The organism is Burkholderia crassaminum, from assembly GCF_964265005.1.
Classification (GTDB): domain Bacteria; phylum Pseudomonadota; class Gammaproteobacteria; order Burkholderiales; family Burkholderiaceae; genus Burkholderia.
In genome coordinates this window covers 2,374,400-2,387,885 of the sequence record NZ_OZ183800.1, presented here as the reverse complement: position 1 = coordinate 2,387,885, position 13,486 = coordinate 2,374,400, and the positions used below count along the sequence as shown (strand labels likewise).

The window sequence follows — 13,486 nt, the reverse complement described above, 5'->3', positions numbered from 1 at the left end:
GGTTGAAATGAGCGACGATTCGCATCAATCCGACCCGCACCGCCGCGCGCGCCTTCGCTGGCGCGCGCGGCGGGGTCTGCTGGAAAACGACATCATCTTCGAGCGTTTCTTCAGCAGATACGAGCATGACCTCACCGATGCAGACGTAGGCGCGTTGTCGCGCCTGCTCGATCTGAGCGACAACGACCTGATGGACTTGCTCCTCGCGCGCAAGGAACCAGAAGGCGACCTAGACAGCCCGGATATTCACCGGCTGTTGGAGATGCTGCGCAACGTGTAACGCCAATGTGTAACGCGTTGTGCCCGTTATCGAATCCCGTTTCTTTATTTCGATTGAGGATGTGCCATGACTCCGTCTGATGTTAAAGCCACGCTATCGTTCAGCGACAACTCGCCGAGCGTCGAACTGCCGATTTACAAGGGCACGATGGGCCCGGACGTAATCGACATCCGCAAGCTGTACGGCCAGACCGGCAAGTTCACGTACGACCCGGGCTTCATGTCGACGGCAGCTTGTAATTCGGCGATCACGTACATCGACGGCGACAAGGGCGAGCTGCTGTACCGCGGCTACCCGATCGACAACCTCGCGCAAAACGCCGACTTCCTCGAAAGCTGCTACCTGCTGCTGAAGGGTGAACTGCCGAACGCAGCGCAGAAGAAGGAATTTGTCGACACCGTCACGAAGCACACGATGGTGCACGAGCAGATGCACTTCTTCTTCCGTGGCTTCCGCCGCGACGCGCACCCGATGGCGATCCTGGTCGCCGCAGTCGGCGCGCTGTCGGCGTTCTACCACGACTCGCTCGACATCAACGATCCGCGTCACCGTGATGTGTCGGCGATCCGCATGATCGCGAAGCTGCCGACGCTCGTCGCGATGGCCTACAAGTACAGCATCGGCCAGCCGTTCGTGTATCCGAAGAACTCGCTGTCGTACAGCGCGAACTTCATGCACATGATGTTCTCGAACCCGTGCGAAGAGTACAAGGTCAACGACGTGCTCGTCCGCGCGCTCGACCGTATCCTGATCCTGCACGCCGACCACGAGCAGAACGCATCGACCTCGACCGTCCGCCTGGCCGGCTCGTCGGGCGCGAACCCGTTCGCATGTATCGCCGCTGGTATCGCGTGTCTGTGGGGCCCGGCGCACGGTGGTGCGAACGAAGCCGCGCTGAACATGCTCGAGCAGATCGGTTCGCCGGACAACATCCCCGAATTCATCAAGCAGGTGAAGGACAAGAATTCGGGCGTGAAGCTGATGGGCTTCGGTCACCGCGTGTACAAGAACTACGACCCGCGTGCGAAGCTGATGCGCGAAACGTGCTACGAAGTGCTGAACGAACTGGGCCTGCACGACGACCCGCTGTTCAAGCTCGCGATGCAGCTCGAGAAGATCGCGCTGGAAGACGAATACTTCGTGTCGCGCAAGCTGTACCCGAACGTCGACTTCTACTCGGGCATCGTCCAGCGCGCGCTGGGCATCCCGACGTCGATGTTCACGTGTATCTTCGCGATGGCACGTACGGTCGGCTGGATCGCACAGTGGAACGAAATGATCGGCGATCCGGAGCAGAAGATCGGCCGTCCGCGTCAGCTGTTCATCGGCGATACGCCGCGCGAAGCGAAGCCGCTCAACGCACGTTAAGTCGTGTGCGGCGCGAACGGCCGGCAGGCCGCTCGCGTCGGGCAAAACGCAACGCCACGACACCCCGACGGGTCATCCCGTCGGGGTGTTTTCATTTGCGCGCCGGATCGGCGCGGTGCTCCAGTGAAGGGGGGCGTGTCGAGTGCGGACGTGTCGTCGTCGGGCGCGTGGCCGTGCTTCCGATACGCACCTGACATCGGCCGGGCGCAGATGGAGTTCGGGCTATGACGGGGCGAACGACTGCTTGAAATGTACCGTGCCCTTGTCTCTTATATCCGGTCGTAGAAAAGCGGCAAGGGCAACTGACTCAACGTCGTGCGCGTGGCCAATGCGGCATTCGAAAGTCCGAGCATCTGCTTGACGGCAGTTGTATCCTGGTTGACCCCGTGTCTGACTGAAATCTTGTGGAAGGAACGGCAAATGATCATTTTGCCGGGATTTTCGATGCCGATCTCGTACATGCCTGCCGACTCGGCTGCGTGTTTCACCGTATGTTCGAAATTGACGGAGAACCGCATACGTCCTGCAAACTCGTCCGAGCTGTTTTGGAGCGAGCAGCAAATCAAATGGACAAGGAACCGGTTCAAGAGATAAGCCTTGGTGAAGTGCTTTTCCCGGCAGTACAACTGGACGCTACCGGTGCCCTCCCGCAAGCCTGCCGCAACTGCACGACGTATCGCATATTGCCGGGATAGCGTTTCGGCAACGTGACGGCAGCGAAGATCCAGTCTGGCAAGATAGTCGCCATCGTGTGTCCAGGCGGCCATCATTCTGTTCTGGTGCTCCACCAGCATTAAATACTCGTGTTGCGAAGTGAAGGCCGCGTGCACCACCGGATCGGCATGGAGTGCATCGATAAACTGCAGCGGATGGTCGTAGCGTGTCAATGCCCGGAGAAAATCCTGAAGTGCCCCGTCACCGGCGCCAAAAACCCCGACTTGTTCATCGGCAGTAGTGGTGGCCTTGAGTTGGTCGTCCTTCCAGAACGGCAGGCCTTTCACATCGCCTTCGAGGACGGTTCGTTCGGTTCCCATGCCGGCTGCCAGAATGACGAAGTCGGGGAGGAAGTCCTGTACCGTATGTGCATCGTCAGTCGGCCATGCGTTTCCGGGCAGTGTGAGCGGAAGGGGGCCGCGGTGCGATACGAATTTTTTGACCCAGGTCCGAATCCGGTTTTTATCGACCTTCGTGAGAAAGACCGGGCTGACGAAATGCGCCGTGGGACGCGGGGTGTCCAGCCATTCCTCAAGCCAGCGAGTCAGCCTGTCGGCAAGATCACTGGATTTCAACGGTTCGGCACTTTCCCAACCGATGCTGGTACCGAAAGCCGCCCATGGCAACGCGCGTGCGGGCCAGTCTTTGGGTGGAAAGTCCTGAGGGCGGCAGATATTCGCGGGCCATTCGTACATGTATGGACCGACGTAGCGATGCGAGGTCGCGTGCTGTAGCTCGAAGGGGCGCGGGTTAGTGTCGACGCAGACAACTTCGATACCGACAAGGGCGGCTTCCACTGCTGCGCAGACGCCTGCAATGCCGGCGCCCACGACGAGGATTCTCCGCGGGGAGAGGCCCGAACCGTGCAGATCGCGAATGAGCAGTTTTGCACGCACGATCTGATCGCGAATGCTGACATGGCCCAGTCCGGATGACAGGTCGAAGGTGTTGTGCGCGCACTTGAGCGACAACATGGACAGCGAGTTGTTTATCCGGGTCATTGGAATCTCTCAAGTGCGTTGTCGAGTGCCTGATCGAAGTCATCATCGGAATAGGCGAACAGGATCGGATGGGCCAGCACTTGCCCCAGTCCGTTGCCATCGCCATCGCCATCGCCATCGCCGCCGGCATTGTTGCCGGGCGGCGGCGGGTTCCCGTTTCCCCCCCCAACGCGACCGTCCGGAGAGGGGGCGGCCAGAAGCAGGGAGGAGCCTTCCTCGTCCCGGACGACGATGCCCAGTCCGACAAGTTCGTCGATCATCGTGCGGAGGCGGCGCTTGCGATTCGCGAGAATACGCGCTGACGGCTCGAGCCCGTTTCGCGATCGCACGGGCAGATTCGAATAGGCGAGACTGGCCAGTGTGTCGAACTCGATGGCGGGCGGTGTGTGATAGCGCAATATGCGTAACACGATCATGGTCAGTGTGTCGTGAGTCACAGTAGGTCTCTTTCCCGAAGCGCTGCGGTGATTGGATATTGTGATCGGTATTCTGAATACGAAACGCCGATCGGGCAATCGTACGTTGGAGCGTCGACCGGGCTGGGCGGTGCGGGTGCGTCAGATGGCCGGGCGCGCGATGCAGCGGCTAGACGCGCTGTCGAATCGCGTGTGCGGAGCCCAATCGCAGACCTGGCGCGTGTGCCTGGATGCCTCTTGCCGAATCGGCTGCGGTTTTCGCGCAATTCGACGCAATCGGCTGTCGCCGGAGTCGAAATCGACACGAATTGCGCAATTTGGCTTCCGATAATGGTCCGGACACAACGCCGCTGGCCTTTGCTCCGCAAGGGTGCGGCGCAGACCATGGAGGAGTCGATGCAATTCACGCAAGCGATCGTTCGCCGCCCCGCGCCGTCTTGTAGCGCGGGCCTGACCACCGCCGAACTCGGCGCGCCCGACTACGACAAGACGCTCACCCAGTTCCATGCATACTGCGACGCGCTGCGCACGCTCGGCGTCGAGCTGACCGAACTGCCGCCGCTGGACGCGTTCCCCGATTCGCATTTCGTCGAGGACGTCGCGGTCGTGACGCCCGAGTTCGCGGTGATCACGCGCCCTGGTGCGCCCGCACGGCGCGGCGAGACGGTGCACATCGAAGCGGCGCTCGCCGCGCATCGCGACCTGCTGCCGATGCAGGACGGCCGTCTCGATGGTGGCGACGTGATGCTGGTCGGCAAGCGCTTCTTCATCGGCCTGACGGGCCGCACCGATGCCGAAGGCATTGCCGCGTTCGAATCGCTGGTGTCGCGCTTCGGCTACTCGGTCGTCGCGGTGCCGGTCGGTGCCGGCCTGCACCTGAAGTCGGTCGTCAACGCGCTCGGCGACGACACGCTGCTCGTAACCGAAGCGCTGGCCGCGCATCCGGCGTTCGCCGACTATCGCCGGATCGCGATCTCGGCCGCCGACGAATACGCGGGCAACACGCTGCGTGTGAACGGCACGCTGATCACGCCGGCCGGCTACCCGCGCGTGCACGACGCGATCGCGTCGCTCGGCATGCCGCTGCACGTGATCGATACGAGCGAGTTCCGCAAGATGGACGGCGGCCTGACCTGCCTGTCGCTGCGGTTCTAGCCGATTGGCGCGCGGCCGCTTCGGCCGGATAATGTGGCCCCCGCGCGGACAAGGAGACGTTCCGCGCACCAGCCACGATCCGACCGGAGCGAACGCGGATGACCGACAAGAAGATGCAGCTCGACAAGATCGATCTCCGGATCCTCGATATCCTGCGTACCGACGGGCGGATTTCCTACCGGAAGCTGTCCGAGCTCGTGAACCTCACGCCGCGGCCCTGCCAGGCGCGCGTGGAGCGGCTCGAGGCGCTCGGCGTGATCGAAGGCTACCGCGCGGTGATCAAGGCGCCGCGCGCGACCAAGCCGATCGTCGTGATCGCGCAGATCACGCTGGCCGACCACGGTCGTTCGCAGGCGCCGTTCGAGGACGAGATGCGTGCGAATCCGGCCGTGCTCGATTGCTGGCTCGTCAGCGGCACGTTCGATTTTCTCGTGCGGCTCGCGTGCGAGGATCTCGACGAGTACCGGCGGATCGCGAACGTGTGGCTGGAAAGCCCGCGGTTCCGGATCGAGAAGATCGTGACAACAGCCGAACTGCAGGCGATCAAGCGCAGCGTCGTGTGATGCGGCCGGCCGGGAAGGGCCGGTTTAGAGGCGAATGACCGGGCCGGACAATTTGTATTCCGAATCAAATTGTCCGGCCCGAATCCAATCAGGGTGAACACTATGGATGCTTTGCAAGCGGCAGCGGAGACGGCCGAGCCGTCGGGAACGACGCTGAAGCGCCGTCTGCAGGGCCGCCACATCGCGATGATCGCGATTGGCGGCTCGATCGGCACGGGGCTGTTCGTCGCGTCGGGTGCGTCGGTCGCGCAGGCGGGGCCGGGCGGTGCGATCGCCGCGTATATCGCGATCGGGCTGATGGTGTACTTCGTCGTCACGGGCCTCGGCGAGATGGCCGCACTGATGCCGGTATCGGGTTCGTTTGCGATCTACGGCGAGAAGTACGTGGACGAAGGCTTCGGCGTCGCGCTCGGCTGGACCTACTGGTACAGCTGGGCCGTGACGATCGCGATCGAGCTGGTCGCCGCGCAGATCGTGATGCGCTACTGGTTTCCGACCATACCCGGCATCTGGTGGGGCGCGGGCTTCCTCGTGCTGATCTTCCTGCTGAACACGCTGTCGGTGCGCGGCTTCGGTGAATCGGAATACTGGTTCTCGCTGATCAAGGTCGTCACGGTGGTCGCGTTCATCGCGGCCGGGCTGCTGATCGCCGCCGGCCTGATCGGGAACGGGCATCCGGTCGGCTTGCGCAACTTCACGACGGGCGACGCGCCGTTCGTCGGCGGCGTGCACGCGATGATGAGCGTCGCGCTGATCGCGGGATTCTCGTTTCTCGGTACCGAGCTGGTCGGGATCACGGCCGGCGAATCGGAGAACCCGCGCAAGACGATCCCGCGCGCGGTGAAGCAGATCTTCTGGCGGATCATGCTGTTCTACGTGTTCGCGATCTTCGTGATCGGCCTGCTGGTGCCGTACACCGACCCGAACCTGCTGAAGAGCGACGTGACCGACATTGGCGTAAGCCCGTTCACGCTGGTGTTCAGCCATGCGGGTTTCCGGCTCGCGGCCGGTGCAATGAATCTCGTGATCCTGACGGCCGTGCTGTCGGCCGGTAATTCCGGCACCTACGCGGCGACGCGGATGCTGTACAACCTTGCGGCGGAAGGGCGCGCGCCGGCGATGTTCGCGACGCTGTCGCCGGGCGGCGTGCCGCGCAACGCGCTGTACGCGACGATGGCCGTCGGCGGCCTGTGTTTCCTCACGTCGCTGACCAACAACCAGGGCATCTATCTGTGGCTGCTGAACACGGTCGGCATTACGGGCTTCATCGCGTGGCTCGGCATCGCGGTGTGCCATTACCGGTTCCGCAAGGGGTTCCTGAAGCAGGGCTACCGGCTCGACCAACTGCCGTACCGCGCGAAATGGTTCCCGTTCGGGCCGCTGTTCGCGATCGCGATCTGCATCGTGATCTCGCTCGGGCAGGATTACCAGGCGTTCTTCGCGGCCCATATCGACTGGATGGAAGTGCTGTCGATCTACGTGTGGATTCCGCTGTTCGTCGCGATCTGGTGGGCGTACCGCCGTGCGCGCAAGAGCCGGCTCGTGCGCTACGAGGAGATGGACATCGGGCCGTGGCTGACGCGTTCGGTCGAGGCCGTCGATGCGACGGCCTCGCAGCACGGGCACCCGCACTGATTGCGCGGTGCTGCAAGCGCGGCAACGGAAGCCGGTCGTTTCGTACGACCGTACGGCCGGCTCTGCTGCTGCGGCCTGCGCGCGGCGACACACGCAAACCGCGCTCAGTGCACGTGCTGCAATTGCTCCTTCATGAAGTCCACCCACGCGCGCACTTTCTGCGGCACGTGCCGCGTCGCGACGTACAGCGCGTAGACGCTCTGCTGCGGAAACCGGTAGGCGGGCAGCGCATCGACCAGTGCGCCGCTGTCGAGATCGTCGCGCACGAGCCATTCGGGCAGCAACGCAACGCCGCTGCCCTGGCGCGCGAGTTCACTCAACACCGATGCGTTGTCGACGACGACGCGAGGCTTCGTGGCCGGTCGAAACGCATGTTCGTTGCCCGCGCGATCGGTGAGCGTCCATTCGGCGATCCGCTCGAGCCGGCTGTGGCCGAGCTGCGGCATGCGGGCGAGGTCGTCGGGCGACGCCGGCTGCGGGCGCCCGGCCTTCGCCGGCAGGTCGGGCGCCATCACGGCGAGCACGTCGTAGGTGGCAAGGCAGACGCCGCGATAGGGCAGGTCGCGAAAGTGCTCGTGGCGTCCGAGCCGGATCGCGACGTCGAAGCGGTCGCGCACGAGATCGGCCTGCGACGTATGCGTTTCGAGCCGCACGCGTAACGCGGGATGCTGCGCGGTGAACGCATGCAGCATCGGTGCGAGGACGCGCGCCGCATACTCGACCGTCGACGTCACGCGCAGGATGCCCTGCATCCCGCCGTGCTCGCCGCGCACCTCGTCGATCGCACCTTCGGCTTCTTCGAGCACGCGCAGGCAGCGCTGGTAGAAACGCTCGCCTGCGTCGGTCAGCTCGACACGCCGGGTCGTCCGCGTGAGCAGCGTGACGCCGAGCTCGGTTTCGAGCTGCTTCACGTTGAAACTGACGGCCGCCCGCGCCTGGTTCAGCGCGGTTGCGGCGGCCGTGAACGAACCGGCTTCGACCACGGCACGGAATACGGCGAAACGATCGAGGCTCACCATGGTTGGGGCGTGGGTCCTGTCTATGCGTTGGATCGCTCGAAGGGTACCCGAATGTGCGGCGCGTGCGGCGTCGTAGCGTCGTGGCAGCGCGATCCGATTGTCAAAAAAATTCGACGAGACTCGTCGAATCCGGCCGCTTACCGATGTGCGCGCCCGCTTCTACACTGCGGCGTTTCGTGATGTTCCCGCCGCCATGCCAGACCGTTCCAGAATTGCCGCCGTCTACCTGCTCGGCTTCGCGATCGACCTCGCGAACATGTTCATGCTGAACGCCGCGTATCCGGCGCTGCAGCGCGAACTGCACGCGTCGGTCGCGCAGCTTGCGTGGGTCGGGAACATGTATGTGCTCGGCCTGACCGTCGTGATTCCGTTCGGCACGTGGCTCGCGCGCCGCTGCGGCGAGCGGCGCGTGTTCGCCGTATCGTTGCTGCTGTTCGGGATCGGCAGTGCCGGCGTCGGCGCGTCGCCGTCGATCGAGGCGCTGCTCGCGTGGCGGCTGGTCCAGGGGCTCGGCGGCGGGCTGCTGATTCCGGTCGGGCAGACGATGGCCTATCGCGCGTATCCGCCGCAAGCGCGGGCGCGGCTCACGTCGGTCGTGATGATGGTCGCGCTGCTCGTGCCCGCGGTTTCACCTGCGATCGGCGGGGCAATCGTCGATCGCGGGTCGTGGCGCGCGATCTTCTTCGCGATGTTGCCGATCGCGGCCGCGACCTGCGCGCTCGCGTTCGCCTGGCTGCCGCGCGACGGCGCGCGCGACCGGCCGCCGCGGCTCGACTGGCCGGGGCTCGGCCTGAGTGCGGCAACACTCGTCGCGCTGTTGCTCGGGCTGACCGCCGCGGGGCAGCCCGGCGGCGCGGGTTTCCCGCTCGCGATGCTGGCCGTCGCGGTCGCGGCAGGCGCCGGCTATGTGGCGCATGCGCGTCGTGCGATGTCGCCGGTCGTCGACCTGCGCCTGCTCGCCCAGCCGCTGCTGCGGACCGGTGTGGTGGTCTATCTGTGCGTGCCGGGCATCTTTACGGGCGTTAACCTCGTCGCGTCGCTCTATCTGCAGAACGCGCTCGGATTGAGCGCGGCGCATGTCGGCGCGCTGATGCTGCCGTGGGCGATCGCGGCGTTCTTCGCGATCGCGACCACGCGCCGCTGCTTTCCGCGCCACGGCGCGAAGCCTTTGTTCGCGTGCGGCATCGCGATCGATTGCGTCGGCATCGCACTGCTCGCGACGCCGTGGGCCGGCGTCGAGGCTGTGCGCATCGCGGCATTCGCGGCGATGGGGTTCGGTGCGAGCCTGTGCACGAGCACGTCGCAAAGCGCGGCGTTCGTCGATGTGCCGGCCGACCGGATGGGCGACGCGAGCGCGCTGTGGAACATCAACCGCCAGTTGAGTTTTTGCGTCGGCGTGGCCGTGCTCGGCAGCGCGCTCAATGCGTTGCTGGCGTTCGACGCCGGCGGCCCGTCGCTCGCGCCGTACCGTTGGTGCTTCGGGCTGGCGGTCGTGCTGACCTTGCTGCTGCTCGGCCTGATCGCACGGCTTCCCGCACACCATGCGCCGGTCGCGCAACCCGTTTCATCCCACTCGTGAGAACCTGAGAGCCTTATGAATGTACCGAATCCGTATTTCAAGGAAGTCGTCGATACCGTTGCCGACATCGCGTGCTGGTTGTCCGGTCGTGCCGGCCCCGAGCGGCTCGCGACGCTGATGGCGCGTTTCTCGCCGGGATTTTCGATGATCACGATGTCGGGCACGGTGCTCGATTACGCGGGCGTCGATGCGCTGTTTTCAGACGGGCACGGCGCGCGTCCCGGGCTGGTGATCGACATCGACGAGTTGCGCGGGCTTGCGGTGTGGGCCGACGGCGCGACGATCGGCTATCGCGAGACGCAGACCGACGCGCAAGGGCGGCGCACGGTGCGGCGCTCGACGGTCGTGTTCCGGCGCGAGGCGGATGGGCTGATCGTGTGGCGTCATTTGCACGAGACGCCGGTCGCCGCGTGAGCGGGGGCATCCGTCGTCGTGCATGAAGCGGCGCGGATGCCGTGCCGGCATTACTTGTCCAGCTCCGGATAGTGCCGGAAGATGCCCATGTCGTTGAACGGGATGCGGCGTTCCGACGCGAGATAGCGCGCGACCGGCGGATGCTCTGCGACGCGGTCGTGCAGCGCGACCAGCGCAGGGATTTTCCGTTCCGCGCGCTTCATTGCTTTCGGAAACGCGTAACGCAGCCCCTCGATCAACTGGAACATCGACAGGTCCGCATAGCTGAGTGCGTTGCCGGCAAGGTAGCCGCTCTTGTGCGGATTCTGGTCGAGTACGCGCTCGAAGTAGCCGAGGAATTTCGGCAGCCGGTTTTCGAGGAAGTCGGCCGCGCGCTCGGCGGCTTCCGCCTGCTGGTCCTCGTAGTAGAGGCCGCTTGCGATCGGATGGTGCGTGTCGTGGATCTCGACGACGAAATCGGCCACGGTCAACTGAAGCTGGTGCACCCACAGCCGGCCGGCTTCGTCGTCCGGCGCGAGCTCGAGCCGCGCGCCGAGGAACAGCAGGATGTTCGCGGTCTGCCCGACCACCAGGTCGCCGGCTTTCAGGAACGGCGGCGCAAACGGCACGCATTCCGCCTTCGTGCCGTCCATCATGCGCATCATCGCCGGCACACCCATGCCGCGCCCCGATTCGCGCGCGACGTCGACATAGTCGGCTTCCGCCGCTTCGAGCGCGAGCCGCACATACTCGCCTCGGCCCTGGATCTCGGGCCAGTAATAGAGTTCGTATCGCATGCTGTTTTCCCGTTCGTTGAACCGGCTGCCACCGGCATCGTGACGACCGGGCGGCCGCGCGTCGCGTGCCGCCCGCTGCGAATAGACAGTCTAGGCGATCGCACGAAAAGTGCCGCGCGCATCGCCCGCTACGCGCTGCGCTCGCCGCCTTCGGGGCCGTAGAAGAACACCCAGGTCGAGAAGTCGTCGGAGAAGCCGATGAAGCGGTGTTCGGCGTGTGCCGGGACGAACAGCACGTCACTGGCCGCGACCTCGCATTCGCGTCCGTCGACGACGAAGCGCGACGTGCCGGTGGCGATCACGTAGACCTCGTCGCGTGTGTGCGGCTTCTGCGTGTCCTCGATGCGTGGCCGGTACAGCTCGATGTCGAGCGTGCCGTGCCGAAACAATGTCGTGAACAGCGTGCCTTCGTCGTCGAGACGGGCGAGCGATGCGTTCAGGCCGAGTTTCATCGTGGTGGGCTCCGAGTCTGGATCGTGGGGGCGTGTATTGCGCCATCGTAGCGCGGGTGTCGATACGTCGAAACCCCGTACCTGTCGCGAGCGCGCCACCGGCGAAACAAGCATGCGATTCGCTCACCGCATGTGAAACAAAATCGTCCGTCGGCGAAACGGCGCGGCGATCGAGCGGATTCGGCCGGTGTTTTCACCGCAATTTAACCAACGCCGCCTAGGATCGCGCTTCGTCGATCGGTGGTGCGCCGCGATTCCGGTTCGCGCGAACTCGCCCGATTGCCTTTCCCCTTGACCCTGCGAATTCCATTGACCCTGCCTGTCGCCAGGTGCGGTCGTCATTCGCATCATTGCGTATCGTGCTCATGAGTCAGCATTCCCCGGCTTCGTCCCGAAGAAAATTCCTCGCCGCCGCGCCAGCCGTCGCGGCGTCTTCACTGCTGAGCGCATGCGGTGGCGACGACGTCACGTCGGCACCGATCACCGACAGCGCGCTCGCCGCGCAGATGTCCGCGAAACTGAACGCGCAGCTCGGAGATGCGGCGGTCGTCAACGCGATCGTCCCGGCGATGACCGACGTCGGCTTCACGTGGGACCTGCCGACAGTGCCGGCCGCGCAGATCGGCGCGATCGTCGCGTACAGCTTCGGCAACCGTCCGAATGCGGCGAGCGGCAACACGTCGAGCACCGGCGGCAACCAGTCGGCGCTGCCCGATCCGGGGCCCGTGAACGAAGCGCTCGCGGACGCCGTGTACCGCATCCGTCAGCTGAAGCCCGTCAAGGTCTATGCGCAGTGGGAAATCGCGCGTTTCCTCGTGTCGAAATATGGAATGGGCGCCGACGTGCTGTCGTCGGTCGAACCGGTGATCGCGAACGACGGCTCGATCGTGTATCTGAGCACCGCAGGCGTCGCGGCCGTGGCCGTGTCGCGTGCGGGTGGGGCGGCGGCGATGGGCACCGTCGCGGTGGTTGGCCACCGAGATCACGCGAAGCGCTGCATCCAGACGTCACAGCAGGCGGGCATGAAGGCGGCTGCCGTCGCCGAGGTCGCGTTGCCGACGACATACGACCCGCAGTCGGGCCAGCCGTGGACGCGCAACCGCAGCCTCTACCTCGTGCACGACATGTATGCGCAGATGCTGACGCGCGCGGTGACCGCGACGATGCAGGCGTTCCCGAAGGGCTGACGCCTTCCGCTTCCCATACGACTCTCATGACCATGAATACCCGTCGCCATTTCCTGGCTTCCACCTCCGTCCTCGCGGCATCGTGCGCGGCCGCCACGCCCGTGTTCGCGAGCGACGCGCCTGCCGACGATGCAGAACTGCAGCGCCAGATGCTCGGCAAGCTGACGAACGAACTGAACGATCGCGCGACCGCCACCGACGAAACCGGCTATCTGCTCGACACGTTTTTCTCGTGGACGCCGCCGACCGTCGCCGCGGCTTCCATCAATACGATCGCCGCGTTCAGTTTCGGCAACCGCGCCGGGGCATCGGCCGCTGCACCCGTACCGGGCCCCGTCAACGAGGCGATTGCCGACGCCGTGTTCCAGCTTCGGCAGAAGGTCACGGCGCCGATCTTCGCGCAGCAGGACATCGCCAGCGTGCTCGCGTCGAAATACGGCCTGACGGCCGGCGTGACGTCGATTGCGACACCTGCCCTGGCGGCCGGCAGCCCGATACCGACCCCCGATGGCGTCGCCGCCGCAATCGTCAAGCAGGCCGGCTCGGCCGCAGCGCTCGGCAAGGTCGGTGTCGTCACGCATCTGGATCAGGCGTCGCTCGCTGTGCGCGTGTCGAATGTGGCGGGGATGCAGGCGGCGGTGCCGGCCGGCTTCACGCTGCCGTCGCTCTACGACACGTCCGCGCAGATGGCGGCCATGCGGCGGCGCGACCTCTACCTGCTGAACAACGCCGGCATGCAGCTCGCGATGCTGCGGCTCGACCTGATCAACCGCGAGTACCCGAACGGCTGACACCGTCGGCCGCGGGGCACGGCGTGAGATCCGGGCGACGCGTCTGCGCGATCGTCATCCGCCGGATCGTGCGTGCCCCGTTTTGCCGGGTAATGCCGATACAGGTATTGGCACTACCAGCCAAACCACTGTTTTT

Annotated in this window: 14 protein-coding genes; 9 read left to right on the top strand and 5 right to left on the bottom strand. The window is 64.9% G+C overall.

Going from position 1 to position 13,486, the window contains the following annotated elements; all coding sequences use genetic code 11:
- Positions 1 to 7: 7 nt before the first annotated feature.
- Both ACPTTF_RS27675 and gltA read left to right on the top strand, forming a co-directional pair.
- Positions 8 to 280, top strand: coding sequence for a succinate dehydrogenase assembly factor 2 (locus ACPTTF_RS27675; protein WP_011355742.1), 273 nt, complete (start codon positions 8 to 10; stop codon positions 278 to 280).
- A gap of 66 nt (positions 281 to 346) precedes the next feature.
- Positions 347 to 1,648: a citrate synthase gene (gene gltA / locus ACPTTF_RS27670; RefSeq protein WP_069251133.1), complete on the top strand. Its 1,302-nt coding sequence runs from the start codon at positions 347 to 349 to the stop codon at positions 1,646 to 1,648.
- Positions 1,649 to 1,917: 269 nt separating this feature from the next.
- Here the strand turns inward: gltA and ACPTTF_RS27665 are convergent, their stop codons facing one another.
- Both ACPTTF_RS27665 and ACPTTF_RS27660 read right to left on the bottom strand, forming a co-directional pair.
- On the bottom strand, positions 1,918 to 3,336 hold the full coding sequence (locus ACPTTF_RS27665; protein WP_423369026.1) for an NAD(P)-binding protein: 1,419 nt from the start codon (positions 3,334 to 3,336) through the stop codon (positions 1,918 to 1,920).
- 23 nt (positions 3,337 to 3,359) lie between these two features.
- Positions 3,360 to 3,779 (bottom strand): hypothetical protein, encoded by a 420-nt coding sequence (locus ACPTTF_RS27660; RefSeq protein ID WP_423391185.1) that lies wholly within the window; start codon positions 3,777 to 3,779, stop codon positions 3,360 to 3,362.
- A 396-nt stretch (positions 3,780 to 4,175) separates the two neighbouring features.
- Between ACPTTF_RS27660 and ACPTTF_RS27655 the strand changes: the two genes are divergently transcribed.
- The 3 genes from ACPTTF_RS27655 (at position 4,176) to ACPTTF_RS27645 (ending at position 7,132) form a co-directional block, all read left to right on the top strand.
- On the top strand, positions 4,176 to 4,934 hold the full coding sequence (locus tag ACPTTF_RS27655; protein WP_423369024.1) for a dimethylarginine dimethylaminohydrolase family protein: 759 nt from the start codon (positions 4,176 to 4,178) through the stop codon (positions 4,932 to 4,934).
- A gap of 98 nt (positions 4,935 to 5,032) precedes the next feature.
- On the top strand, positions 5,033 to 5,497 hold the full coding sequence (locus ACPTTF_RS27650) for an Lrp/AsnC family transcriptional regulator (RefSeq protein ID WP_011355736.1): 465 nt from the start codon (positions 5,033 to 5,035) through the stop codon (positions 5,495 to 5,497).
- Between the two features lie 102 nt (positions 5,498 to 5,599).
- Complete coding sequence (locus tag ACPTTF_RS27645; protein WP_423369023.1) at positions 5,600 to 7,132, top strand: amino acid permease; 1,533 nt, start codon at positions 5,600 to 5,602, stop codon at positions 7,130 to 7,132.
- Between the two features lie 104 nt (positions 7,133 to 7,236).
- Here ACPTTF_RS27645 and ACPTTF_RS27640 read toward each other — a convergent pair whose 3' ends face one another.
- Positions 7,237 to 8,151, bottom strand: a complete 915-nt coding sequence (locus ACPTTF_RS27640) for a LysR family transcriptional regulator (protein ID WP_423369022.1) — start codon at positions 8,149 to 8,151, stop codon at positions 7,237 to 7,239.
- A 193-nt stretch (positions 8,152 to 8,344) separates the two neighbouring features.
- Between ACPTTF_RS27640 and ACPTTF_RS27635 the strand changes: the two genes are divergently transcribed.
- Positions 8,345 to 9,730, top strand: coding sequence for an MFS transporter (locus ACPTTF_RS27635; RefSeq protein ID WP_423369021.1), 1,386 nt, complete (start codon positions 8,345 to 8,347; stop codon positions 9,728 to 9,730).
- 15 nt (positions 9,731 to 9,745) lie between these two features.
- On the top strand, positions 9,746 to 10,144 hold the full coding sequence (locus ACPTTF_RS27630; RefSeq protein WP_423369020.1) for a DUF4440 domain-containing protein: 399 nt from the start codon (positions 9,746 to 9,748) through the stop codon (positions 10,142 to 10,144).
- Between the two features lie 50 nt (positions 10,145 to 10,194).
- Here the strand turns inward: ACPTTF_RS27630 and ACPTTF_RS27625 are convergent, their stop codons facing one another.
- Complete coding sequence (locus tag ACPTTF_RS27625) at positions 10,195 to 10,920, bottom strand: glutathione S-transferase (protein WP_423369019.1); 726 nt, start codon at positions 10,918 to 10,920, stop codon at positions 10,195 to 10,197.
- Positions 10,921 to 11,048: 128 nt separating this feature from the next.
- Positions 11,049 to 11,372 (bottom strand): cupin domain-containing protein, encoded by a 324-nt coding sequence (locus ACPTTF_RS27620; RefSeq protein ID WP_423369018.1) that lies wholly within the window; start codon positions 11,370 to 11,372, stop codon positions 11,049 to 11,051.
- 365 nt (positions 11,373 to 11,737) lie between these two features.
- Between ACPTTF_RS27620 and ACPTTF_RS27615 the strand changes: the two genes are divergently transcribed.
- The gene (locus ACPTTF_RS27615) at positions 11,738 to 12,559 is read left to right on the top strand and encodes a hypothetical protein (protein ID WP_166953685.1); all 822 of its coding nucleotides are present in this window, start codon (positions 11,738 to 11,740) and stop codon (positions 12,557 to 12,559) included.
- Positions 12,560 to 12,591: 32 nt separating this feature from the next.
- Positions 12,592 to 13,350, top strand: coding sequence for a Tat pathway signal protein (locus ACPTTF_RS27610; RefSeq protein WP_423369017.1), 759 nt, complete (start codon positions 12,592 to 12,594; stop codon positions 13,348 to 13,350).
- Positions 13,351 to 13,486 lie beyond the last annotated feature (136 nt).